The sequence below is a fragment of the Nocardia vermiculata NBRC 100427 genome (assembly GCF_001613265.1).
Lineage (GTDB): Bacteria > Actinomycetota > Actinomycetes > Mycobacteriales > Mycobacteriaceae > Nocardia > Nocardia vermiculata.
In genome coordinates this window covers 340,368-363,654 of record NZ_BDCA01000001.1, presented here as the reverse complement: position 1 = coordinate 363,654, position 23,287 = coordinate 340,368, and the positions used below count along the sequence as shown (strand labels likewise).

The window sequence follows — 23,287 nt, the reverse complement described above, 5'->3', positions numbered from 1 at the left end:
CGCTCTCGGAATGCGCCGAATTGTCCGCTCACCGAGACCTCCGGCGGGGCCGCCTCGCCGTCTCCTACGCCGGTCGGGGCGATGCCGCCGCTGGGCGCGATACCGGACGGTTCGGATGTCGGTGCTGGCCACGAGGCCGGGGCTGGACGTCCGGGGACAGGGCTCGCGAGGCGCGGGCGGCGGTTTCGGCCACCAGCGGGGCGATTCGCTGGATGGTCGCGAAGCTCGTGTTCGTATCCCCGCACAGACAGATCGCTGCGACCGGGCCCTGTGGGCCGCGGATCGCAGTGGCCACACTCGGCAGCGCTCGCCCCACCATCATGGTGCTGTTCTCGCCTCGATCGAACGACAGCCCCCGGCTGCGTCGGATTCGGTTCAACTCACGATGCAGGGTCGGTAGCGTCCAGTCTTTGGCCTTCGCCAGGCGCTTACCCAGCAGTGCCTCGACTTCCTCCGGTGGCAGCCAGGCGAGCATGGCCCGCCCACCGGTGGTGCGGTAGGCGAAACTCCGTTGTCCCACATGGGATTCGAGAGTGCGGGCGAACGGCCCCCCGATCTTGTCCAGGAAGATTTCGTCGGCTCCCTCGAGCGCGGCCAGGTGCACGACCATGCCGGTGCGTAGTTGTAGTTCGTGGAGATGTTCGGCGGCAGCGGCGCGGATCTCGCCGTGCGTGCCGTCGTATCCGCCCAGGCCCAACGCGCGCCGTCCCAAGGTGTATCCGGTGGGGGTGTGTTCGAGCCAGTGCAGCTTCACCAGTTGCTCGAGAATTCGATGCGCGGTGGACCGGGGCAGCCCACTGTGATTGCAGATTTCCATCAGGCTGAGCCGCATCGAACGGTGCTCGAACATGTCGAGAATGAGCGTCATCCGCTCCACCATCGACGGCGGCAGGGGCCGAGCTGCCGAAGTGGCCAGTGGCATCGATGCCTCCGATCATGAACAGGAACCTCACCCGAGTGTAGTGACCTCCAACACAAGGCGTGGTCAGGGCTGATCGACGGGCGCTCGCGCAGGTGGGCGTAGGGTCCGCGGCGCGCGACTCCGGCGCCGTGCCGACCGGGCGGTTATCGTGGGGATATGGGTGTGTTCGGCGAGATCTTTCCCGGCAAGAAACTGACCGACGAGGGCACCGGCGACACCGACGGCGAGCAACATCCCCGTCTCGATCTCGATCTGGACGCCGGCGTGATCAGGCTCTCGGGCCCGGCATCGCGTGCGGGGGATCGTGCGGAGGGTGAAGCCTCGGAGTAGCCGGTTCGGCTCCCGCCGGTGTGAGCGGTGGGGCGGCCCGTCACAGTGCGCTGCGATCCGGGCGGGTTCCGGATCGAAGGCAGTGTGTGGGATTTTGTGACTCTCCGATCTAGCAACCTATATTGCTAGCATGCTAAGGTCGGTGCGTGGGCGCTGAGGAAGTCAAGCAGTTCAACGTGTACCTCCCGGTCGAGTTGATCAAGCAGGTCAAGTTCCGGGCGGTCGAATCGGAGATGTCGCTGTCGGCGCTGGTGACCGAGGCGCTTCGTTCCTATCTCGGCACCGGCCGACCAGTGCACGAACCCGAATCTCGGAAGGAACAGTGATATGGCGGATCGAGGAGTCGAGGCGATTTTCCTGGAGACACACAACTGGGGGAAGGCGGCGAAGTTCTTCCAGCAGTTGGGTTTCGAGTTGGAATTCGCCACCGACCACAACTCCGGACAGCTCCGCAACGGCGACGGCGCCTACCTGTTCATCGCGGAGGTGCCCGCGGAACGTGATCCGGGAATGCAGGTGGTGTTGAAAGTTCCCGACGAACAAGGGTTTTCGGATGACTCGCCGGTCGAGGTGCTCAGCCCGTTCACCGATACCCACTACGGGACCCGTGAGATGACGGTCCGGGACCCGGACGGACGCAGCTGGACCCTGCAGGCCCCCGGTCAGAGCCGATGAGCCCGGAGATTCCCGACCAGACCGCGGTGCGGGTGGCGTTGTGGCGGGCCCTGCACGTGCAACTCGATCCCGCACCGCACGTGCTGGACGACGAGATCGGGCTGCAATTGGTCGATCCGCCCACCGGCTGGCGCGACCGTGGCGATATGGATCCGGTGGTCACCAGCCGTTTCCGGGCGAGCATCGTGGTGCGTTCGCGATTCGTCGAGGATCTGCTCGCCGAACAGGCCGGACGGGTCCCGCAGTACGTCCTGCTCGGAGCCGGGTTGGACACCTTCGCACAACGTCGTCCCGACATCGCCGCGCAGTACCGCATTTTCGAGGTCGATCAGCCCGGTACGCAACAGTGGAAGCGGCAGCGCCTCACCGAGACCGGATACGGACTCCCGGAGTGGTTGCATTCGGTGCCGGTCGATTTCGAGACCGACTCGTGGTGGGATCGACTGGTCGCGGCCGGTTTCGATCCGGCTCGCCCCGCGATCGTCGCCTCACTGGGGGTCAGTATGTATCTCACCGACGAGGCGAATCGTGAAACGCTGTCGCTGCTGGCGCGATCGGCACCCGGCTCGACGGTGGTGATGACCTTCATGCCCCCGGCCGAGCTGATCTACGAACACGATCGTTCCGGGCGGGAATTCGCGGACACGGGCGCGGCGGCATCCGGAACCCCGTTCGTGAGTTTCTACCCTCCCGACCGGATCGTCGCCATGGCACTCGACGCCGGATTCACCCAGGCCCGCCACGTGTCGGCGGGTCTGCTCAACGAGCGGTACTTCGCGGGCCGTCCGGACGGACTGCAGACCACCAATGGTGAGGAACTCCTGGTGGCGACCACCTGAGGCGGCCGGCACGGCCCTGCCTACGATCGGCGAATGACCAGATCGCATCGGCTCCGGATCGTGCCGTCCAGGTTCAGCGTCGAACATGTCGCGACCGCGACCTTCCCGGAGGACGACGAGTGGGTTGCGCTGGTCCGCGCGCCGGAGGGGCTGACGGTGGTGCGGGAGGCGCCACCGTGGGAACGTGAGCAGTGCTGGGTCGGTTTCTACGCGGTCACCCCACGTGAACTCGACACCGCCGGTGTTCTGGCCGCGATCCTGGAACCACTGGCACACAGCGGAATTCCGGTATTCGTCGCCTCCACCTTTCACGCCGATCTGGTACTCGTGCCCGAAACCCGTGGTGGCGCGGCGACCGAGACACTCACGGCCGCCGGGTTCGATATCGCCGACGAGTAGGGCGCGCGGTGCCGGGTCAGATGTGTTCGCCCTTGTCGCGGTTACATCCCCGGCACAGGATCTGCAGGTTGGCCGCACTGGTCGCACCACCGCGGCTGAGTGGGATGATGTGGTCGAACTCCAGATAGTGCGCCGATCCGCATTCCACACACCGGCCGCCGTCGCGATGCCACACCTGCGCCTTGACATCGGGTGCGATCGACCGGCTGTCTCGTTGCCCGGGTGCGACGGCGAGCCGTTTCGCTACGCGCAGCGCACCTTCTACGATCGCTGCGACCAATTCCGGTTCGTCGACCTCGAATTCGGCGCCGCCACGGGCCGAGGTCGCCGCGATCACCACCGTGTGCTCGTCGGTGATCGACACCGACACCGCGCGCCCCCAAGGGATTTCGATACCCGCCCCGGACCCGACGAAACGCAGCTTCTTGTTCGAGCAGATCAACCGCCCCGCTACGGTGCCCGCACCGCGGGACGTGCGGCGGATTCGAGTGGCCGGGGTATCGAGATGTACTCGCTCGTGTGGATCCAGATGCAGTTCCGGTACGGCGATCGTGGGCAGTTGTCCCTCTCGCAGTCGCGACAGAATCCGGACCCGGCGCAGCCCGCGCCGCAGGTCGTCCACGGCCGCACCGCGCAACCCGAGCGCGCCGACCGTGGCGTCGAAGCGCTGCAACTCCTCGGCGTCCACCGCTCCGTCGGCGAGGGCGAATGCCGCCATCCGCTCCAGCTGCGCCTGTGCGGGCCCGCGCAGCGCTGCCCGCGCGGTGGCATCGTCGATGCGTAGATAGCGGATTCGCGCCCAGAGGTCGTCCCATTGCGGACCAGCGGGCCCGGCGGAGTTCAGTACGCGCATCGCGCGGCCGCACCAACCGGCCAGATAGTCCTCGATCTCGGCAGCGCAGGCACGGCACGGCGCCGAGCCGCGCAGTCGCCAGCCCCGCCGCCGGCCGCAGCGACCGCAGCTCCGTGCATCGCCGACCGGATGTGGGCGGGTCTCGTCCGTCCAGCCCACCCCGTCCCACCAGCGCAGCACCGCGGGATCGCCCGGATCTCGATGCCAGTCGGGGCGGGGGTCCGACGGTGGAGCCGAGACCGGGGCGACGGTGCTGCGGTGCAACGAGAGCTGCTCCGCGCGGGCGTGACCCGTCGCCGTCACCGGGGCACCGAATGCGGCGAACAATTCCGCCGCATCGCCGCACTGGATCCCGCCGGGCACGAACCACCAGCGGTCTTCGCGCCGCCGGAATTCCCCCAGGACCGCGGCGCGCAGTCCCGGTGCGGGGGCGATATCCCCGCGCGCGACCAGGCCCTCGGCATCGTCGACCGACACCGTGAGTCCGGGCGCGGCGCCCAGCTGTTCGTCCGGACACGAGACCGCGAGCACGATCCGCACGATCGCGGCCTCGGTCCGGGGCAGCGATACCGACAACCGGGCCGTCCCCGGCTGCGGATCCTGATCCACCGTCACCGCCTGCGAGGGATGGCGGGGCGCGTTGAAATACACCACGTCGCGTCCGGATCGCACCCGTCCGCTCGCGTCGAGCAGCAGTGCGTGGGCGTCCGGCCTGCGCGTCGAGCGCCACGAAACCAGCACCGACAGTAGCGAAGTCGGTACCGGCGTGGCATCGCCGTCGACGGTGTGCGCAGAGGTTGTCATCGTCAGGAAACTATGCCAGGCCACGCCGACACGAACGGGCCCCGGCGGGGCGGAGCCCGTGTTCAACCGGCCGGTAGTGCGCAATCGCTCGCCGTGGCCCGCGCAGTGTGATCCACTGCGCGCAGGGCGGCGGAGGCCTTGAGGACCATTTCGTGGAATTCTGCTTCGGCGTCGGAGTCGAGCACGATCGCGCCGCCGGCGCCGATCCGCCAGCCCTCGGCGTCGCGCACTGCGGTGCGGATCACGATATTGAGATCGGCGGTGCCGCCCAGTCCGAGGAATCCGATGGTGCCCGAATAGACGCCGCGCGCTTCGGTTTCCAGCTCGTCGATGATTTCCATGGTGCGTAATTTGGGGGCTCCGGTCATCGAGCCGCCCGGGAAACAGGCACGCAGGCAGTCGATCACGTCGACGTCCGGGCGCAACCGCCCGCGAACCGTGCTGACCAGCTGATGCATGGTGGTGTAGGTCTCGGCGCGCATGAGTTCGGGAACGTGCACGCTGCCCACCTCGCACACTCGGCCCAGATCGTTGCGCAGCAGGTCGACGATCATCAGATTCTCGGCGCGGGTCTTGGGATCCGATTCCAGGGTGCGCCTGAGGATTTCGTCGGCATCGGAGTTCACCCCGCGGGGTGCGGTGCCCTTGATCGGTTTGGTCTCCACCGCGCGGGCCCGGTCGACCTTCAAGAATCGTTCGGGTGAGGAGCAGGCGATATGCATATCGCCGAATCGGAGATATGCCGCGTAGGGTGCCGGGTTGCTGCGTCGCAGCACCCGGTACACCTCGAGCCCGTCCCCGGACACGTCCGATCCGGTCTCGGAGTCCGATACGACCGTGTCGGTCAGGTTCACCTCGTAGGTCTGCCCGGCGCGCAGTGCGGCGTCGACGGCGGCGATATCGGCGAGGTAGCGCGCGCGACCGCGCGTGAGCCGCGCGATCACGGCGGGTTCGTCGGCGGGTAGTGCCACGGTGTCGAATTCGGCCCGGTCGGGGAGTGCGGCAACGGCTCGACGCGTCTCCTGTAACCACCGCTGATTCTCCGCGGCCGCGCCCCGGTCGGTCACCGCGATCAGATGGGTGCGCCCGGCCAGATGATCGACCACCACGAATCGATCCGCGAAGATCCACTGCGCATCCGGGTACGGCGACCGATGCACCTGTGCGCCACCGCAGTCCGCCTTCATCTCGTAGCCGAGATATCCGACGTATCCACCGGCGAAATCGAAGGGAACATCGGGAGGTGTGACAGTGTGCTCGCGCAACCGAGCCGCCAGATAGTCCAGGACGGGCCGTGCGTCGGTGCGTACGCCCGCACGATCGGTGATCTCACACCCCGAGCCGATCCGATAACGCACCACCTCCGCGAGCGGCCCGGCCGCGTCGCCCACGAACGAGAATCCGGTCGACCCCGGCTCGACGTGTGCGCTGTCGAGCCAGAACACGGTCGGCGAGTCCGGATACAACCGCAGCACCACGGCTTCGGTATCCACCGCCCGCTCGATCATGTCGTGCAGCACCGTCAGCGCGACGGGTGTGGTGCGCGATGACTCGTCCACGCCGGCGGTATCGCGAACTTCCGCCTCGCGAGGCGCCGTATCGCTCGTCGAGTGTGCCGTGCCCGTAGTGCTCGCCGAGACGCCGCTGGCCACCACGGCCGGCGCACAGCGGGGTACGGCCCGGGTGAGCCGCGCGAAGTTGCGCAGCAGCGCGGCACCGCATTCACTCGACACCGATTCCGGATGGAACTGCACACCCCACTGCGGCCGGTGCCGATGGCGCACCGCCATCACCACGCCGTCCGGCGCCGTGGCGGTGACCGCCAGCGCCTCGGGCAGCGGCGAGTCCGCGCACAGCGAGTGATACCGGACGGCCAGAAAATCCGCGGGTATCGCGGCGAACAGCTCGCGACCGTCGTGCGCTATGCGATCCGGGTAGCCGTGCCGAGGCGACGGCGCCGCCACGACCTGCCCGCCGGCCGCGAGCACGATGCCCTGATGGCCGAGGCACACCCCGAGCAGCGGTAGTTCGGCCTGTTCGATCAACTGTTGCGAAATCCCGAAATCCCTCGGCACATCGGGGCGACCCGGTCCGGGGGAGATGACGATGTTGTCGAAGCGCGCCAGGTCCAGCTCCGCGATCGCGGCGACCTCATCGTTGCGCACCACGGTCGGTTCGATGCCGTTGACCGACCCGATCAGCTGGAAGAGGTTGTAGGTGAACGAGTCGTGATTATCGATCAGCAGGGTACGCACCGGCGCTGTTGTCGCGCCCCTCACCAGCTGGTCGACGGTGGTCTCGTCGCCGGGCCGAGACCGGGTCGTGCTCATACGCATCACCGTAACGGGGTCCCGGACGGTCACAGTGATGGCATATGCCTTCAGTTGTGTGGGGATGGTGGTGCACAATATGGGACATGTCTGTGGTGCAACCAGCCGGTGTGAAGCGCGAGGTCGTGGACTTCCAGGCCGTCGGTCGATGGATGGATGAGCAGGGCCTGCCCGGTGGGGAGTTCGAGGATGTGGTCTCGCTCGGGGGCGGCACCCAGAACATCATGCTGCGGTTCCGGCGCGGTGGGCGCGATGTCGTGCTGCGCCGCGGCCCCGAATACCTGCGGCCGAAGAGCAATGACGTGATCCGCCGGGAGTCGCGGCTGCTGAGCGCGCTGGACGGCACAGACGTCCGCGCGCCACGCGTGACCGCCGCCGGCGCCGACGAATCCGTCATCGGCGCCGTGTTCTACCTGATGGAACCGATCACCGGCTTCAACCCGCAGACCGAGCTGCCCGCGCTGCACGCCGGCGACCCCGAGATCCGGCGGCAGATGGGACTGTCCGCGGTCGAGGCCATCGCCCGGCTCGGTGCGCTCGACTACGAAGCACTGGGTCTCGCCGATTACGGCAAGCCCGACGGCTTCCTCGAGCGTCAAGTTCCGCGCTGGCTCGGCGAGCTCGAGTCCTACCGCAGTAACGAGGGCTACACCGGCCCGCAGATCCCGGGGGTCGAACACGTCGGAGATTGGCTGGAGCGCAATCGTCCGGCGCAGTGGCGGCCCGGCATTCTGCACGGTGACTGCCACCTGGCCAACATGATGTTCTCCTACGACGGCCCCGAGGTCGCTGCGATGGTCGACTGGGAGATGTCGACCATCGGCGATCCGCTACTGGATCTGGGCTGGCAGATCGCCACCCGTCCCGAACCCGGAACCACCGGTGCCGCCTTGCTGGGTGAGCTCGGCAAGGCGGGTGGCCTGCCGACGGCCGAGGAGATGATCGCCCACTACGCCACCTTCTCCGACCGCGATCTCTCACACGCCACCTGGTACACGGTGCTGGCCTGCTTCAAACTGGGCATCGTGCTGGAGGGCACCCATGCGCGCGCCTTCGCCGGCAAGGCACCGAAGCAGACCGGTGATTTCCTGCACGCCATCACCTTGGAGCTGTTCGAGAAGGCGCGCCGCCTCTGCGAGTGAGCCGGGGGCTACCGGTTTGACCGGCCGGCGTCGAGTAGTTCGGCCGCGATGGCGAGGTCCTTGTCGCCCCGGCCGGACAAGCACAGCAGGATCAAGGTATTCGCCGCGAGGGCGTCCTGTTCGGCCAGCTCCAGCAGATGTCCGACCGCGTGCGCGGATTCGAGGGCCGTGATGATGCCCTCGGTCCGGCACAGGGTGTCCAGGCCGCGCAGGGCCGCCGCATCGGTCGCCACTGCATGTTCGATGCGACCGATGTCCTTCAGATGACTGAGTTCGGGGCCCACGCCGGGATAGTCCAGTCCGGCCGCGATGCTGTGGGTCTGCGCGATCTGGCCCTCGTGATCCTGCAGGACATAGCTGTAGGAGCCATCCATCTCGCCGGGGGTGCCGACACTGAGAGTGGCCGCATGCTCACCGGTGTGCAAACCACGACCGCCGGCTTCCACACCGATCAGCCGCACCTGCGGGTCGCCGGTGAACGGATGGAACATGCCGATCGCGTTGCTGCCGCCGCCCACGCAGGCGATGACGTGATCGGGCAGTTGCCCGGTCGCCGCCAGCACCTGCCTGCGTGCTTCGGTGCCGATCCGGCTCTGGTGATCGCGCACCATTCGCGGGTAGGGTGCGGGCCCCGCGACGGTACCGAACAGGAAGTGCGTGTTCTCGGTGTGCGCCACCCAATCTCGCACCGCCTCGGTGATCGCGGCCTTCACGCCGCCGTCGCCCGTGCGCACCGCCCGTACCTCGGCACCGAGCAGGCGCATCTGCACTACATTGCTCTGCTGGCGGGCCATATCGCGGATTCCCATGTAGATCACGCACGTCAGGCCGAGCATCGCGGACACGGTCGCCACCGCGACACCATGCTGTCCGGCCCCTGTCTCGGCGACGAGGCGGGACTTGCCCAGCCGCGCGGCCAATAGTCCCTGTCCGAGGGCATTGTTGATCTTGTGGGCGCCGGTATGAGCCATGTCTTCACGCTTGAGGAACACCCGCACTCCTGGGACGCCCAGTGCGCGGGCGAGCCGTGGTGCCGAATGCAACAACGTCGGCCGGCCGACGCGCTCACGCAGCAGTTGATCGAGCTCACGATGAAATGCGGGCTCCGCCCAGGCACGCTGGTGTGCGGTTTCCACCTCGGCGAGGGCCGCCATCAGCCCTTCAGGGACGTAGCGGCCACCGAACACGCCGAATCTGGCCGAGTCCAGAGCGCCGTCTCGGAGGGGCGTTTGGGGCATGTGTCCGATCACCATCCGCATCCGTGTTTCCTCTGTGCTGTCCGGCTCGGACAGTGTGTGCGGTCGGTTCGCACACCCGGTCACCAGTGGGCGAAGAGGGAGTTAACAGCATGGAAGTGAACATCTTCAGTGCTGGGAGTGGTCGCGTTCCGTGCCGGCGAGCCGGCGATCGTGCTCAGACGCAGCGCAGCAATGCCTCGCGCACCACGCGGGTGCGGGCATCGTCGAGCACCGCGGTGCCCAGCCGGTTGGTCACGTAGCCGAAACCCAGTCCGGTACCCGGATCGGCGAAACCGAACGAACCGCCGTATCCGGTGGTGCCGTAGGCGCGTTTGTCGCTGCCGAATCGGAAGTCGCCGCACGGCTTGCGGAAACCCAGGTGGTACCGGCTGCGGGTGAGTAGCACCAGATCGTCGGCGGGTACGTCGTCGACCGTGTCGGCGGTGGCGAGACGATCGAGAACTCCTGGCGTGATAGGTAATTCGCCGGTCCGACCGGCCGCGGCGCCGTAGACCCGCGCGAGTGATCGTGCGGTGCCGACCCCGCCCGCGGCCGGATTCTCGACGCCGAGGAATTCCCGGCGGGTGGCGCGCTCGGGTGCGCCGGTGCGGGGGCTGCTCAGCGCGCGGTAGGTCAGACCGCGCCGCAACACCATCTGGATACCGATGCGCAGCGGGATATCGCGCTCGTAGCGCAGGATATCCAGGCCGGAGGTGGCCGACAGCGTCGCGATCCGATCGAGCGGCTCGTCCTCGGGCAGACCGATGAAGAAGTCGAGCCCGAGCGGCGCGGCGAACTCCTCGGCGAACACCCGTCCCAGGCTCCGGGCGTGCGGGTCCACCCGGCGCACCAGTTCGCCCAGATACAGTCCCGCGGTGATGGGGTGATATCCCTGCCGCGTCCCGGGACTCCACAGCGGTTTCTGTGCCGCGAGTATCTCCGCGAGCCGGTCCGGCTCCGACATATCCGACAACCGCACCACCCGATCGAGGACCGGCAGGCCGGCTCGATGATCCAGCAATTGCCGCACGGTGATCGCACCTTTGCCGTGCGCGGCGAATTCGGGCCAGTACCGGGCGACGGGGGCCTGATAGTCGAGATCCCCGCGGGAGACGGCCCGCGCGATCAGAAAGGCCGTCATCCCCTTGGTCGAGGAGAACACCGGAACCATGGTGTCGCGTTCCCAGGCCAGGCCGCGTGCTCGATCGCGCACGCCACCCCACAGATCCACCACGGGACGGTCGCCGTCGTAGACCGCGACCGCCGCCCCGACTTCGCCGCCGTGCGCGAAGTTACGCCGAAAGGCATCGGCGACCGGCTCGAACCCGGCCGCCACCTCACCGTGAATCTCAGCACCCTCGCCCATAGTGCAACCGATGGTAACGGTCACCTCGGTGCGGCAATCCGGCACGCCGCTCGCGGGAGTATCCGCGCGGCCGGTGCGCCGGTGTCGCGAGCCCTCTCGTAGGCTTTCTGCCGTGCGAGCACTGGAGCAGATTCGCGAATGGCCGGTCCGGCACGCCGCCGCGGGAGTGATCGATGCGCGCGGAGTGATCGGCACCGAAGGTGATCTCGACCGGGTCTTCCGACTCGCCTCGGTAACCAAACCCCTTGCCGCGTACGCGGTCCTGGTGGCGATCGAGGAGGGGGCGGTCGAACTCGACCAACCGGCGGGCCCACCCGGTTCGACGGTGCGGCATCTGCTGGCGCACACCTCCGGGCTGGCGTTCGACACCACGGTCATCCTGACCGAGCCGGGCCGCAAGCGGATCTATTCCAGCGCCGGCTTCGAGGTGCTCGCCGAATTCCTCACGCGGCAGACCGGTATCGAATTTCCCGATTATCTGCGCGAGGCGGTATTCGAACCGCTCGGTATGGAATCCTCGGAGTTGACCGGATCCGCCGGACACGGCGCACGCTCCACCCTCGGCGATCTGTTGCGTTTCGCCGCAGAGTTGCTGAACCCCCAACTGATCTCCGGTGAGATGCTCGCCGCTGCCACCTCCGTGCAATTTCCCGACCTCGGTGGCGTACTTCCCGGATACGGTTCGCAACGCCCCAATGATTGGGGTCTGGGATTCGAGATTCGCGACCACAAGATCCCGCACTGGACCGGGGGAGCCAACTCCCCACGTACCTATGGCCATTTCGGTCAGTCCGGCACCTTCCTGTGGGTGGATCCGGAAATCGGGACCGCCTGTGTGGGTTTGAGTGATGAGAATTTCGGCGATTGGGCACGTGCGATGTGGCCGACGCTCAGTGACGCTGTCATCGCTGATATTCAGCGGATTCGCGACACGGCCGAAAAGTAACAGTCGTAACAACGGGCACTCCAGTAAACTCGGGCAACGCCTGCGCTCGGCGGGATGTTGGGGAAGACGTCCCACGTCGAGGCTGGAGGTATACAGGTGCGCGCATCTGATCAGTTCGCGGATGTGACGTGTGGTGTGGTGTACATCCACGCGTCACCGGCCGCGCTGTGCCCGCACGTCGAGTGGACGCTTTCCTCCGCCCTCAAATCACCTGCCTCGCTGCGCTGGACTGCGCAACCGGCCGCGTCCGGACAACTGCGCGCAACCACCGATTGGGTGGGGCCGGTGGGTACCGCCTCCAGGATTGCTCACGCGTTGCGGGACTGGTCGGTACTGCGCTTCGAAATCACCGAAGATCCGTCCGACGGGGTGGACGGTGAACGCTACAGTTTCGTTCCCACTCTCGGATTGTGGTGCGGTGCCACGAGCGCCAACGGTGACATCATGGTCGGCGAGATGCGCCTGCGGGAAATCGTGCGCTCGGCGCATGCGCGCGGACTGCACGATGCCGCCGATATTTCCGCAGAAATCGACCGCGCGCTGGGTACCGCCTGGGACGACGATCTCGAACCCTTCCGCACCGGCGGCGAAGGAGCCGAGGTCACCTGGCTGCGCCGCGACGTGGGCTGACGAAAAACGGGTGACCCGGAGCGGGTCACCCGTTCTCGTTCGAGCCGAAGGCTTTACAGCGGGATATTCTTGTTGTGGCTGGGCCGGGCCGGCGCCGAGGCCAATGCCGCGGTAATCACCGAGCGGGTCCGGGCCGGATCGATGACCTCGTCGACCACGCCGATCGACACCGCTCGCTCCACTCCGCCGGCAATGGCTTCGTGCTCGGCGGTCAGTCGCTCGATCAGCGCTTCTCGTTCGGCTTCGGGCGCCTTGGCGATGGCCTTCTTGTGCAGGATGCCGACCGCGGCCTTGGCGCCCATCACAGCCACTTCGGACTCCGGCCACGCGTACACCGCGGTCGCGCCGAGTGCACGGGCATTCATGGCGATGTACGCGCCGCCGTAGATCTTGCGGGTCACCAGGGTGACCCGGGGGACGCGGGCCTCGGCGAACGCGTGCAGCAGCTTCGCGCCGCGGCGTACCACGCCCTCCCACTCCATATCCACTCCGGGCAGGTAGCCGGGGACGTCGGTGATCACGACCATCGGAATGCCGAAGGAGTTGCACAGCCGCACGAAACGCGCTGCCTTCTCGGCGGATTCGCTGGTCAGGCAGCCACCCATGCGCAGCGGATTGTTGGCCAGCACGCCCACGGTGCGGCCGCCGAGGCGCCCGAGACCGGTGACGATGCTGCGTGCGTAACCGCCCTGCATCTCCTCGAACGAGGATTCGTCCGCGCCGTCGGGGGAGGGAATCGTGTCGAGCAGTGCCCGCACCACCGGCTTGACGTCGTAGGCGCGCTTGGCCGACGCGGGCAGCATGGCTTTCAGGTCCACATCGCCGTGTGCGGCGGCGGACTGATCGAACTCGCCCTGCTCGGCGAACATCGAGACCAGCCGGCGGCCGCGGTGCATGGCGTCGTTCTCGTCGTCGGCGACGATATGGCACACGCCCGACTTCTTGCCGTGCGTATCCGGGCCGCCGAGCGTCGCCATATCGACGTTCTCGCCGGTCACCGACTTGACCACATCGGGGCCGGTGACGAAGACGCGGCCCTCGGGAGCCATGATCACCACATCGGTCAGCGCCGGGCCGTATGCGGCACCGCCGGCGGCGAATCCGACGACCACGGAAATCTGGGGGACCAGGCCCGACGCACGGACCATGGCCTCGAAGACGGTACCGACGGCGTGCAGCGCCTCGACCCCTTCGGCCAGGCGTGCACCACCCGAATGCCAGATACCGACCACGGGAAGGCGGGAGTCGATCGCGGTATCGATCGCATCCACGATGTGCTTACAGCCGTCGACTCCCATCGCGCCACCCATCACGGTGGCATCGGAGCAGTAGGCGACGGTACGGACACCGTCGACCTCACCGATCGCGGCCAGTACCCCGGAGGAGTCGCGCGGATGCAGCGGGAGCACGGTGCCGGGATCGAAGAAGCGCTGCAACCGTCCGAGCGGATCGCGGAAATCGGTCGCGGCGCCCGCGTGGGCGGGGGCCATGATGGTCATCGCGTTGTCTCCTCAGGAGATACGGAGTCGCTGACGCGGCTGCGAAAAGTGAAATCCCGGTGGGGCTTTCGGCTGAAGCGGAAAGCCCCACCGGGTTCGCTGAAGTTGCCGACCGTCTCGGCCGACCGAGGTGGATCAGTACCGGCCGAAGGCGAGGGCCACGTTGTGGCCGCCGAATCCGAACGAGTTGTTGATCGCGTACTCGATTTCCTGGCGGCGTGCCTCACCGTGCACGACATCCAGGTCGATCTCCGGATCCTGGTTCTCCAGGTTCAGCGTGGGCGGCACGATACCGTCCCGGATGCTGAGCACGGTGAGTACCGACTCGAGAGCGCCGACGGCGCCGATCGAGTGGCCCAGGGCGGACTTGGGTGCGTAGACCGAGGCATGGGTGCCCACGGCCCGGTGGATAGCGTTCGCTTCCGCTGTATCCCCGATCGGGGTGGCGGTCGCGTGCGCGTTGATATGAGTGATGTCGGACTTGGCCAGCCCGGCGGTCTGCATCGCACGCTCCATGGCGCGCGCCGCTCCGGCACCCGTGGGATCCGGCGCGACCAGGTGGAAGGCATCGGAGGTGATGCCCGCACCCAGCAGGCGAGCGTGGATGGTGGCCCCGCGCGCCTTGGCGTGTTCCTCGGTCTCGATGACCATCAGTGCACCGGCCTCGCCGAAGACGAAGCCGTCACGATCTTTGTCGAAGGGCCGCGAGGCGGCCTTCGGGTCGTCGTTGCGCGTGCTCATCGCACGCATCATGGAGAACGCCGCGATCGGCACATCGGAGATGTAGCCCTCGACGCCGCCGGTGACGACCATGTCGGCATCGCCCATGACGATCATCCGCCATGCGTTCGCGATGCCCTCCGAGCCCGACGAACACGCCGACACCGGGGTGACCACTCCCGCCTTGGCCCCGAGTTCGAGGCCTACGACAGCGGACGGCCCGTTCGGCATGACCATCTGAACGGCCAGCGGCGAGATCTTGCGATAGCCGCCGTTCTTCAGCTTGTCCACCGAGTCGATGAGCGCGTCGCCGCCACCGAGTCCGGTGCCGATCGCCACGCCGAGGCGCTCGGGATCGACCTCGGGGCTGCCGGCATTGCGCCACACCTCGCGACCGAGGACCGTGGCCAGCCGCTCGACATACGCCATACGGCGGATCTCGACTCGGCTGAGCTGTGCGTCCGGCGAAACCTTCAGGTGGCCGCCGATGCGAACCGGGAGGTCGTATTCCTCGATGAAGGAGTCCTCGAGAACGTCGATGCCGCTCTCGCCGTTGAGGAGTCCCTTCCACGTCGCATCGACGTCACCGGCGATCGACGTGGTCGCCGCGAGACTGGTGACGACTACGTTCGGGAAGTTCCCGTTCAAAGTGGAAGGAGTGGTCACGGTATCGGCCCTTACTCGGCGTTCGCGTCGAACTTGGCCTTGAGCTCGGCGGCCATCTCGGAGTTCTCGGCCTCGAGCTTCTGCACGTAAGCAACGGAGTCGCCGACCGTCTTCAGGCTGGCGAGATCCTCGTCCGGAATCTTGACTCCGTACTTGTCCTCCATCTGGACGGCGATCTCGACCATCGACAGCGAGTCGATGTCCAGGTCGTCGACGAAGGACTTCTCCATGGTCACCTCGGAGGGCTCGATACCGGTCACCTCTTCGATGATCTTGCCGAGCTCTTCGACGATCTGTTCCTGGGTCAGAGCGGCCACTTCGTGGCTCCCTTCTTGTACTTCGTAGGGTCCGATTATTTCGGAGGTCCGATTATTTCTTCGGTACGAGGCGGGCGAATGTTTCGCCACCCCGCTCACGGCCGCGTTATGCGGACCGCGAGGAAAGCTATCCGGTTGCCGTCAGCTCGACAAACGCGGGGATGTTCTCGGGGGTCTTCAGCGCCAGATTCGGGGTGCCTTTCAGCTCCCGCTTGGCGATGCCGACCAGGGTTCCGGCCGGTGGCAGCTCTGCCACTGCGCCGACCCCTGCCGCGCGAACGGTTTCGGTGCACAGATCCCACCGGACGGGCCGGGTCACCTGTGCAGCGAGCTTCTCGATGGCGTCCTTGCCGGAGTCGACCGGCTTGCCGTCGAAGTTCGACAGCAGCGTCCGAGTCGGCTCACCCGGGACCATCTGGGAGATGGCCTCGGTCACGGCGTCCTGGGCGGGCGCCATGAACGCCGTGTGGAAGGCCCCGGCGACCGGAAGTGCGCGAACCCGCGCTTTCTCCGGCGCATTCGCGGCCAGTTCCGCCAACGCATCGAGCCGGCCTGCCGCCACGATCTGGCCGACCGCATTGCGGTTGGCCGGAACCAGGTCGAGCTCGGCGAGCCGGGCGAGCACGGCGGCTTCGTCGCCACCGAGCACGGCGGACATACCGGTCGGCTCCAACGCACAGGCCTTGGCCATCTCGGCGCCGCGAATCGCGGCCAGTTTCACCGCGTCGTCGTGGGAGATGATGCCCGCGATGGCCGCGGCGGCGAGTTCACCGACCGAATGTCCGGCGACGATGGTATCCGCCGGGACCGCATCATGGGGAATCTCGGCGAAAGCCAGCAGCGCGGCCGCGACGACCAACGGCTGAGTCACCGCGGTATCGGTGATCTCCTCCGCGGTCGCGGTGGTGCCGAGCTGCAGCAGATCCAGGCCGGAGGCCTTGGACCACAGTTCGATACGGTCACGCGCGCCGGGAAGGTCGAGCCAAGGCGCGAGCATGCCGGGTGTCTGGGAGCCCTGTCCAGGGGCGAACAACGCGATCACGTCCTCAACGAAACACCGTCGGAGGGCTCCGTGGAGATGTCGACGCCGATGATGTTTACCGATCGCTTTTGTGCGGTCTCCACAAAAGCCGACGTGAGATGTCGGCATCGACCGATTCCGGGGATCCGTTACAGCGGATCTTCGTAGAAAGTGGCAGGAGTGCCCTCTGGGACAGAGGTGGACGGTTCGTTACGTATTCGTGTCAGGCGACCTACCGTTGCCGCGATTCTGAGCACGTACGAGTCACGAGGATTCATCGGGTCCCGGCCGGTGACTTCGGCGATGCGCTTGAGCCGATAGCGGACGGTATTTGGATGAACGAACAGCTGGCGGGCACATGTCTCCACTGCTCCACCACAATCGAGATAGGCGTCGAGAGTGTCCGACAGGGCCGACCCAGCGGCGGCCAACGGTAGCACAAGGTATTCGTTGAGGGCATCGACGGCCGCCCGGTCGCCGAGCAGGGCACGCTCGGGCAGTAGTTCGGTCGAGTGCACCGGTCGTGGTGCGGCTCGCCAGCCCACGACCGCTTCCATCCCCGCCATCGCCTCGACCGCACTGACATGGGCTGCGGACAGCGTCCGCATGGTCGGCCCGATCACCACCGGACCGTCGGAGAAGGCGTCACTGAGCAGATCGGTCAGGAAGGGAGACGGATAGCCGGTGTCGCCGATATTGCCGCTGATGACCATCACCAGCCGCGAGCCCTGTACCACCGCCAGTGCGGCACGACCGTGCTGGGCGGCGATGGTGTGAACCGAACCCACCACCGCCACTTGATCTTTCGGTGGCGTGCCGACCAGAACCGTGGCCGCCGCGGTGGCGTCCCAGTTCAGTGTCGCCGCGCGCGAGAGCATTTCCGGCCCGGTGTCGCCGCGCACCACCGCGTCGACCACCAGAGCCTCCAGGCGGGTGTCCCACGCACCTCGGGACTCGGCCGCACTGGCGTACACCGACGCGGCCGCGAAACCGAGCTCACGCCCGTACCGCAGTACCGCCTCGGTCAATGCCACCAGCTGGCGATCGTTACGAGCCAGCGCCGGCAGCCACTGCTCGAAGAACTCCATCGCCACCCGGACCATGTCCACGGTCTGGCGCAGAGTCAGCCGCCGGGCCAGGTCCTGCGGGATCACCTGGAACGCGTCCAGGCTGAAACGGATATCGCTCTCGGGATCCTGCAGCCACTCCAGGAAGTTCACGACCGCGGTCTGCACCAGCATCTGCACCCCGGCGCGCTGCGCGGCATCCAGATCGCCGAAGAACGGCAACCGGTCCTCCATCGAGGAGATGGCCTCGGTCGAGAGCCGGCCAGAGAACTGCTTCACCCGTTTGAGCAGGGTGTCCGGCAGCGGATCGCGATTTTGCCGATTCGGTGACAGCGCGCCGGTCGGTAGATAGACCTCGTGTTCGGACGACCCATCGGAGACCCGGCGAGGCCGCGGCGGTTTACGTTCCACTGTTCAATAGTCCGTCATCGCATAGTGGGCGACCGCAACCCCCCGGTGGGGACGCGATGTCGCGCCCCCACCCGAACGATTACGCCGGCTGTTCTTCGGTACCGGTCGACTTCGGCGCGGCGTCGACGTCGTCGATGCGATAGCGGGCCGCGGCCTGCGTCACCACCGACTGCTCGATCGCGCCGGTGCGGCTCAACGCCTCCAGCGCCGCGAGCGCGATGGACTGGGCGTCGACGTTGAACACCCGTCGCGCCGCCGGCCGGGTATCGGAGAAGCCGAAGCCGTCGGTACCCAGCGTGGTGTAGTCGCCGGGGACCCACTTGCGGATCTGGTCCGGAACCGCCCGCATCCAGTCCGTAGCCGCCACGACCGGCCCCTGCGCCTGCGAGAGCACCTGGGTGACGTAGGCGGGATCCACCCCGGCATCGGGGTGGCGCAGCGCATGGATCTCCTTGGCCAGCGCCTCCCGGCGCAGCTCGCTCCACGACGTCACCGACCACACATCGGCCTGCACACCCCAGTCGTCGGCGAGCAGTTCCTGTGCGCGCAGACCGTCGGGCATCGTCACACCGGCCAGCAGGAGCTGGGTACGCACCTGCCCCTGCCCGCCACGGCGGTACAGGTAGATGCCCTTGAGTAGACCCTCGACATCGAGGTCGTCGGGCTCGGCCGGCTGCTGATACGGCTCGTTGTACAGGGTGATGTAGTAGAAGATGTTCTCCCCGCCGAACACGTCGTTGTGCAGGACGGGATGAGTCCCCGGGACCTCCGAGGCAGCGCTGCCACCCGGCCCCAGCTGTGGCCGGCCGCCGCCGTACATGCGGCGCAGGCCGTCACGCACGATGTGGGCGATCTCGAAGGCGAAGGCCGGATCATAGGCGACCACGGCCGGGTTCGTGGAAGCCAGCAACAGCGAGTGACCGTCGTTGTGCTGCAGTCCCTCACCGGTGAGCGTGGTCCGCCCGGCGGTCGCACCGAGCACGAAACCGCGGCCCAGCTGATCGGCCGCGGCCCACAGGCCGTCACCGGTGCGCTGGAAGCCGAACATCGAATAGAAGATGTAGAGCGGGATCATCGGTTCGCCGTGGGTGGCGTAGGAGGTGGCCGCCGCGGTGAACGATGCGGTCGAGCCGGCCTCGTTGATGCCCTCGTGCAGAATCTGGCCGATCTGGCTCTCCTTGTAGGCCAGCATCAGTTCCGCGTCCACCGAGGTGTACAGCTGCCCGTTGCGGTTGTAGATCTTCAGCGACGGGAACCACGAGTCCATCCCGAAGGTGCGGGCCTCGTCCGGAATGATGGGTACGATCCGATGGCCGATGTTCTTGTCGCGCAGCAGCTCCTTCATCAGTCGCACGAACGCCATGGTGGTGGCGACGTTCTGCTTACCGGAGCCCTTGCGCACCGACGCGTAGGGCGCATCGCCCGGCAGTTGCAGCGGTGCGGCCGCCGAACGCCGCTCGGGCAGGAAGCCGCCGAGTGCGCGGCGCCGGTCCAGCATGTAACCGATCTCGCGCACCTCCTTGCCGGGGTGGTAGTACGGCGGCAGATACGGATCGGCCTCGAGTTGCGCATCGGTGATCGGAATGCGCTGCACATCGCGGAACGCCTTCAGATCATCGAGAGTCATCTTCTTCATCTGGTGCGTGGCGTTGCGGGCCTCGAAGTGCTTGCCCAGGCCGTACCCCTTGATGGTCTTGGCCAGGATCACCGTCGGTTTGCCCTGATGCGCCAGGGCCGCGGCATACGCCGCGTAGATCTTGCGGTAGTCGTGGCCGCCGCGCTTGAGATTCCAGATCTGCTGATCGGTCAGGCCCTGCACCAGTTCCTTGGTGCGGGGATCGCGGCCGAAGAAGTGCTCGCGCACATACGCGCCGTCATTGGCCTTGTAGGTCTGGTAGTCACCGTCGGGTGTGGAATTCATCAGGTTGACCAGTGCGCCGTCGCGGTCGGCGCCCAGCAGCGCGTCCCACTCGCGGCCCCAGACCACCTTGATGACGTTCCAGCCGGCGCCACGGAAGAAGGACTCCAGCTCCTGGATGATCTTGCCGTTACCGCGGACCGGGCCGTCCAGGCGCTGCAGGTTGCAGTTGATGACGAAGGTCAGGTTGTCCAGGCCCTCCAGCGCGGCCACATGGCACAGACCGCGCGATTCGGCCTCGTCCATCTCGCCGTCACCGAGGAAGGCCCACACGTGCTGATCGGAGGTGTCCTTGATGCCGCGATCGTGCAGGTAGTGGTTGAACCGGGCCTGGTAGATGGCATTCATCGGGCCCAGACCCATCGATACGGTCGGGAACTCCCAGAAATCGGGCATCAGCCGCGGATGCGGATACGAGGACAGCCCGTGCCCCGGACCGCCGTGGCTGTATTCCTGCCGGAAGCCGTCGAGCTGATCCTCGGTCAGGCGTCCCTCCAGGAAGGCGCGGGCGTAGATGCCGGGGGAGGCGTGGCCCTGGATGAAGATCTGGTCGCCGCCGCCGGGATGGTCCTTACCGCGGAAGAAGTGGTTGAACCCCACCTCGTACAGCGCGGCCGAGGAGGCGTAGGTCGAGATGTGCCCACCCACGCCGATCCCGGGACGTTGCGAGCGGTGCACCATGATCGCGGCGTTCCAGCGGATCCAGGCGCGGAAGCGGCGCTCCACCTCTTCGTCGCCGGGGAACCACGGCTCGTTCTCGGTGGGGATGGTGTTGACGTAGTCGGTGGAGGTCAACGACGGAATGGTGACATGACGTTCACCGGCGCGCTCGAGCAGGCGCAGCATCAGGTATCGCGCGCGGCCGGAGCCCTCACGCTCGAGCATCTCGTCGAACGATTCCAGCCATTCGCTGGTCTCCTCCGGGTCGATGTCCGGTAGGTAGGACGCCACCCCCTCGCGGATCACGCGCACACGCGCCCCGGACGGCCGAGCGGGACCGTTGGTGCCGGACTGCTCGGGGGGTTCGGACGCAGAACTTGACGAAATTGGGTGCATCAGGTCGGTCAAAATCAATGCTCCTCGTACGGGGTGGACAAGCTGATGGCTCTAACCCCGGACGACGCCGCTGGTGCGCGGGTCGTCCGTCGCTCACGGTTGGGGCGCACCTCACATCCTTGCCGATAGTGCGTCCCAGGTCATCATGTCAGTCCCGGATCCAGTACCGTTCGCTAGGCTGTGGTGCCCACTGGGTGCGACGGCGCTGTGACGGCACCACGGGGACGCGCCACGGATGAGAATCTTTTCGACTGCTCGAGAAGCGGGGAGGACGATGAAACTGCTGAACCCACGTGGGTTCGGACTGACATGTGCGGCCTTGGCACTCGGCACCGGCATCGTGCTGGCAGGTTGCTCCAACGCCGTCCAGGGCACCCCCACTGTCGATCAGGCCGTCGCCGCCGCCTATCGCACCGAGATGGCCGCCTCGTCGGCCGCGGCCACTTCATCGAAAAAGGCTGCCGCACTGCAGAAGGCGATTTCCGACAACTGCAACCCGTTCCGGTCCACCACCGGACCCGCGGTCACCAACTACAACGATTTCGTCAGTGCGCACGATTCGAATGCCCCCGATCAGGATGCCAAGCGCGACGATGCCGCGCAGACGCTCGAGGAGGCCGCGAACACCGTCGAGAAGCGCGTCACCGACGCCGCGGACGCACTGCCGGCGGATCTGGCGCAGAAGTTCACCGAGTACGTGAACGCCGCCCGGGAATTGGCCACCGAATCGCGCAAGATGACCTATACCGCTCCCGTCGGGCTACTCAACGATGCCAGTAAGCGGGTCAACGACGCGCTGAATGTCGTGCGAATCGCATGCCCGGCGCGATAACCGTCGTATCGGTACAGCCGCGCCGGTCAGGGCCCTGTGCGTCGTATCCGGGCGGTCTGTTCCGGGGTATTCGTCCGCGAATTTTCCTAGGCGAATTGCGTCGATCGGCTTGCGTTGCGGCCGATAACCATGTTCGCTTGCACGTATCTGTTGTCGGGAGTTGAGGAGGACACCACCGTGGTCGCCGCGGCGGACGCGCAGAATTACGCTCAGAAGCTTGGCATTGTTCACGGCATGGTGGTTCAGGAACTGGGCTGGGACGAAGACACCGCAGACGATTTGAGATCGTCCATCGAGGAAGTCACCGCAGCCGAGATACTCGACGAGGACACCGACGAGGTGATCGATGTCGTGCTGCTGTGGTGGCGCGACGGCGATGGTGATCTGGTCGACGAGCTGATGGACGCCATCGGCCCGCTCGCCGAAGACGGCGTGGTGTGGGTACTCACTCCCAAAACCGGTGAACCCGGGCATGTCGATCCCAGTGAGATCGCCGAATCGGCTCCCACCGCGGGGCTGACGTCGACCACCCCGGTGAAGCTCGGAAACTGGACCGGAACCAAGCTGATGCAGCCCAAGACGCCCTCGAAGCAACGCTGACCCCCCGCGTGACTAAGGTTGCGCAGCGGGCAGTCGCCGAGTACGCCGGACAGCCCACCATCGAGACAGGAGGACTGCGCATGCCGCTCGAAGTGGGCACCGCCGCACCGGATTTCACGCTGAAGGACCAGAACAATCAGGACGTGAGTCTCGCGGCTTACCGGGGCGACAAGAACGTCCTCATCGTGTTCTATCCGCTGGCATTCACCGGTATCTGCCAGGGTGAGCTGTGCAAGGTACGCGACGAGCTGCCCAAGTTCCAGAACGACAACGCCGAAATCCTCGCGATCTCGGTCGGACCTCCGCCCACCCACAAGATCTGGGCGGCCGAGCAGGGCTACACCTTCCCCCTGCTGTCGGACTTCTGGCCGCACGGTGCGGTCGCGCAGACCTATGGCGTCTTCAACGAGAAGACCGGCTTCCCCAACCGCGGCACGTTCGTCGTCGACAAGGACGGAATCATCCGTTTCGCCGAAATGAACGGCCCCGGAGAGCCCCGTGACCAGGCGGCTTGGGAGAAAGCGCTCACTGCGTTAGATTCATAACCCGCCGCATCGTTCCGTTCCCCGGAACGCAGCGGCAGACCTTCACCGCCGACTCGGCTGGTGAAGTCCGGGCGTATAGCTCAGTGGTAGAGCTCTGGTTTTACACACCAGCGGTCGGGGGTTCGAACCCCTCTGCGCCCACAGTGTTCGTGCAGGTCATC

22 protein-coding genes and 1 tRNA gene are annotated in these 23,287 nt (G+C 66.7%); 12 read left to right on the top strand and 11 right to left on the bottom strand.

The window, feature by feature from the left end; all coding sequences use genetic code 11:
* Positions 1-64: 64 nt before the first annotated feature.
* A complete protein-coding gene (locus tag NV2_RS01690; protein WP_067868109.1) occupies positions 65-922 on the bottom strand; it encodes an IclR family transcriptional regulator in 858 nt (285 codons plus the stop codon).
* A gap of 156 nt (positions 923-1,078) precedes the next feature.
* On the opposite strand from NV2_RS01690, the gene NV2_RS31665 reads away from it, so the two are divergent.
* The 5 genes from NV2_RS31665 (at position 1,079) to NV2_RS01670 (ending at position 3,165) form a co-directional block, all read left to right on the top strand.
* Positions 1,079-1,252, top strand: coding sequence for a hypothetical protein (locus NV2_RS31665; protein WP_168436071.1), 174 nt, complete (start codon positions 1,079-1,081; stop codon positions 1,250-1,252).
* 146 nt (positions 1,253-1,398) lie between these two features.
* Positions 1,399-1,578 carry a ribbon-helix-helix domain-containing protein gene (locus NV2_RS01685; protein WP_067868106.1) on the top strand — a complete coding sequence of 60 codons (180 nt, stop codon included), beginning with the start codon at positions 1,399-1,401 and terminating at the stop codon, positions 1,576-1,578.
* Between the two features lies 1 nt (position 1,579).
* The gene (locus NV2_RS01680; protein ID WP_067868104.1) at positions 1,580-1,927 is read left to right on the top strand and encodes a VOC family protein; all 348 of its coding nucleotides are present in this window, start codon (positions 1,580-1,582) and stop codon (positions 1,925-1,927) included.
* Positions 1,924-2,766, top strand: coding sequence for a class I SAM-dependent methyltransferase (locus NV2_RS01675; protein WP_067868100.1), 843 nt, complete (start codon positions 1,924-1,926; stop codon positions 2,764-2,766). Before NV2_RS01680 ends, NV2_RS01675 begins: the two co-directional genes overlap by 4 nt.
* Before the next feature lie 33 nt (positions 2,767-2,799).
* Positions 2,800-3,165 carry an ACT domain-containing protein gene (locus NV2_RS01670; RefSeq protein ID WP_067868098.1) on the top strand — a complete coding sequence of 122 codons (366 nt, stop codon included), beginning with the start codon at positions 2,800-2,802 and terminating at the stop codon, positions 3,163-3,165.
* A 16-nt stretch (positions 3,166-3,181) separates the two neighbouring features.
* Here the strand turns inward: NV2_RS01670 and NV2_RS01665 are convergent, their stop codons facing one another.
* Together NV2_RS01665 and pabB are read right to left on the bottom strand one after the other, a co-directional pair.
* The gene (locus NV2_RS01665; protein ID WP_084473766.1) at positions 3,182-4,822 is read right to left on the bottom strand and encodes a TerD family protein; all 1,641 of its coding nucleotides are present in this window, start codon (positions 4,820-4,822) and stop codon (positions 3,182-3,184) included.
* 62 nt (positions 4,823-4,884) lie between these two features.
* Entirely contained in the window at positions 4,885-7,077 is a 2,193-nt protein-coding gene (gene pabB, locus NV2_RS01660) for an aminodeoxychorismate synthase component I (RefSeq protein ID WP_067869129.1), read from the bottom strand.
* 161 nt (positions 7,078-7,238) lie between these two features.
* Between pabB and NV2_RS01655 the strand changes: the two genes are divergently transcribed.
* Entirely contained in the window at positions 7,239-8,294 is a 1,056-nt protein-coding gene (locus NV2_RS01655; RefSeq protein ID WP_067868096.1) for a phosphotransferase family protein, read from the top strand.
* 8 nt (positions 8,295-8,302) lie between these two features.
* Here the strand turns inward: NV2_RS01655 and trpB are convergent, their stop codons facing one another.
* Together trpB and NV2_RS01645 are read right to left on the bottom strand one after the other, a co-directional pair.
* On the bottom strand, positions 8,303-9,532 hold the full coding sequence (gene trpB, locus NV2_RS01650; protein ID WP_067869126.1) for a tryptophan synthase subunit beta: 1,230 nt from the start codon (positions 9,530-9,532) through the stop codon (positions 8,303-8,305).
* Between the two features lie 175 nt (positions 9,533-9,707).
* A complete protein-coding gene (locus NV2_RS01645; protein ID WP_067868093.1) occupies positions 9,708-10,898 on the bottom strand; it encodes a serine hydrolase domain-containing protein in 1,191 nt (396 codons plus the stop codon).
* 112 nt (positions 10,899-11,010) lie between these two features.
* Between NV2_RS01645 and NV2_RS01640 the strand changes: the two genes are divergently transcribed.
* Positions 11,011-11,844 carry a serine hydrolase domain-containing protein gene (locus NV2_RS01640; protein WP_067868090.1) on the top strand — a complete coding sequence of 278 codons (834 nt, stop codon included), beginning with the start codon at positions 11,011-11,013 and terminating at the stop codon, positions 11,842-11,844.
* Positions 11,845-11,940: 96 nt separating this feature from the next.
* On the top strand, positions 11,941-12,474 hold the full coding sequence (locus NV2_RS01635) for a DUF3145 domain-containing protein (protein WP_067868086.1): 534 nt from the start codon (positions 11,941-11,943) through the stop codon (positions 12,472-12,474).
* A 53-nt stretch (positions 12,475-12,527) separates the two neighbouring features.
* Here the strand turns inward: NV2_RS01635 and NV2_RS01630 are convergent, their stop codons facing one another.
* From NV2_RS01630 to aceE, 6 genes are all read right to left on the bottom strand, one after another.
* Positions 12,528-13,973: an acyl-CoA carboxylase subunit beta gene (locus NV2_RS01630; protein WP_067868083.1), complete on the bottom strand. Its 1,446-nt coding sequence runs from the start codon at positions 13,971-13,973 to the stop codon at positions 12,528-12,530.
* Positions 13,974-14,108: 135 nt separating this feature from the next.
* The gene (locus NV2_RS01625; RefSeq protein WP_067868080.1) at positions 14,109-15,359 is read right to left on the bottom strand and encodes a KasA/KasB family beta-ketoacyl-ACP synthase; all 1,251 of its coding nucleotides are present in this window, start codon (positions 15,357-15,359) and stop codon (positions 14,109-14,111) included.
* 11 nt (positions 15,360-15,370) lie between these two features.
* The gene (acpM, locus tag NV2_RS01620) at positions 15,371-15,676 is read right to left on the bottom strand and encodes a meromycolate extension acyl carrier protein AcpM (RefSeq protein WP_067868077.1); all 306 of its coding nucleotides are present in this window, start codon (positions 15,674-15,676) and stop codon (positions 15,371-15,373) included.
* Between the two features lie 127 nt (positions 15,677-15,803).
* The gene (locus tag NV2_RS01615) at positions 15,804-16,718 is read right to left on the bottom strand and encodes an ACP S-malonyltransferase (RefSeq protein ID WP_067868075.1); all 915 of its coding nucleotides are present in this window, start codon (positions 16,716-16,718) and stop codon (positions 15,804-15,806) included.
* Between the two features lie 128 nt (positions 16,719-16,846).
* Positions 16,847-18,175 carry a PucR family transcriptional regulator gene (locus NV2_RS01610; protein ID WP_067868072.1) on the bottom strand — a complete coding sequence of 443 codons (1,329 nt, stop codon included), beginning with the start codon at positions 18,173-18,175 and terminating at the stop codon, positions 16,847-16,849.
* A 79-nt stretch (positions 18,176-18,254) separates the two neighbouring features.
* Positions 18,255-21,161, bottom strand: a complete 2,907-nt coding sequence (gene aceE, locus NV2_RS01605; RefSeq protein WP_067868069.1) for a pyruvate dehydrogenase (acetyl-transferring), homodimeric type — start codon at positions 21,159-21,161, stop codon at positions 18,255-18,257.
* A 262-nt stretch (positions 21,162-21,423) separates the two neighbouring features.
* On the opposite strand from aceE, the gene NV2_RS01600 reads away from it, so the two are divergent.
* The 4 genes from NV2_RS01600 (at position 21,424) to NV2_RS01585 (ending at position 23,267) form a co-directional block, all read left to right on the top strand.
* Positions 21,424-21,981: an Rv2240c family protein gene (locus NV2_RS01600; protein WP_067868066.1), complete on the top strand. Its 558-nt coding sequence runs from the start codon at positions 21,424-21,426 to the stop codon at positions 21,979-21,981.
* A gap of 177 nt (positions 21,982-22,158) precedes the next feature.
* Positions 22,159-22,581, top strand: a complete 423-nt coding sequence (locus NV2_RS01595) for a DUF3052 domain-containing protein (RefSeq protein WP_084473807.1) — start codon at positions 22,159-22,161, stop codon at positions 22,579-22,581.
* 80 nt (positions 22,582-22,661) lie between these two features.
* A complete protein-coding gene (locus NV2_RS01590; protein WP_067868061.1) occupies positions 22,662-23,126 on the top strand; it encodes a peroxiredoxin in 465 nt (154 codons plus the stop codon).
* Positions 23,127-23,195: 69 nt separating this feature from the next.
* Positions 23,196-23,267, top strand: a tRNA-Val gene (locus NV2_RS01585).
* Positions 23,268-23,287: the final 20 nt, after the last annotated feature.

Excerpts from the sequence above, each read along its gene's own strand:
- NV2_RS01690 (WP_067868109.1), bottom strand. The coding sequence starts at position 922 with ATGCCACTGGCCACTTCGGCAGCTCGGCCCCTGCCGCCGTCGATGGTG.
- NV2_RS31665 (WP_168436071.1), top strand. The coding sequence starts at position 1,079 with ATGGGTGTGTTCGGCGAGATCTTTCCCGGCAAGAAACTGACCGACGAG.
- NV2_RS01680 (WP_067868104.1), top strand. The coding sequence starts at position 1,580 with ATGGCGGATCGAGGAGTCGAGGCGATTTTCCTGGAGACACACAACTGG.
- NV2_RS01675 (WP_067868100.1), top strand. The coding sequence starts at position 1,924 with ATGAGCCCGGAGATTCCCGACCAGACCGCGGTGCGGGTGGCGTTGTGG.
- NV2_RS01670 (WP_067868098.1), top strand. The coding sequence starts at position 2,800 with ATGACCAGATCGCATCGGCTCCGGATCGTGCCGTCCAGGTTCAGCGTC.
- NV2_RS01665 (WP_084473766.1), bottom strand. The coding sequence starts at position 4,822 with ATGACAACCTCTGCGCACACCGTCGACGGCGATGCCACGCCGGTACCG.
- NV2_RS01655 (WP_067868096.1), top strand. The coding sequence starts at position 7,239 with ATGTCTGTGGTGCAACCAGCCGGTGTGAAGCGCGAGGTCGTGGACTTC.
- trpB (WP_067869126.1), bottom strand. The coding sequence starts at position 9,532 with ATGCCCCAAACGCCCCTCCGAGACGGCGCTCTGGACTCGGCCAGATTC.
- NV2_RS01645 (WP_067868093.1), bottom strand. The coding sequence starts at position 10,898 with ATGGGCGAGGGTGCTGAGATTCACGGTGAGGTGGCGGCCGGGTTCGAG.
- NV2_RS01630 (WP_067868083.1), bottom strand. The coding sequence starts at position 13,973 with ATGACCATCATGGCCCCCGCCCACGCGGGCGCCGCGACCGATTTCCGC.
- NV2_RS01600 (WP_067868066.1), top strand. The coding sequence starts at position 21,424 with ATGAAACTGCTGAACCCACGTGGGTTCGGACTGACATGTGCGGCCTTG.
- NV2_RS01590 (WP_067868061.1), top strand. The coding sequence starts at position 22,662 with ATGCCGCTCGAAGTGGGCACCGCCGCACCGGATTTCACGCTGAAGGAC.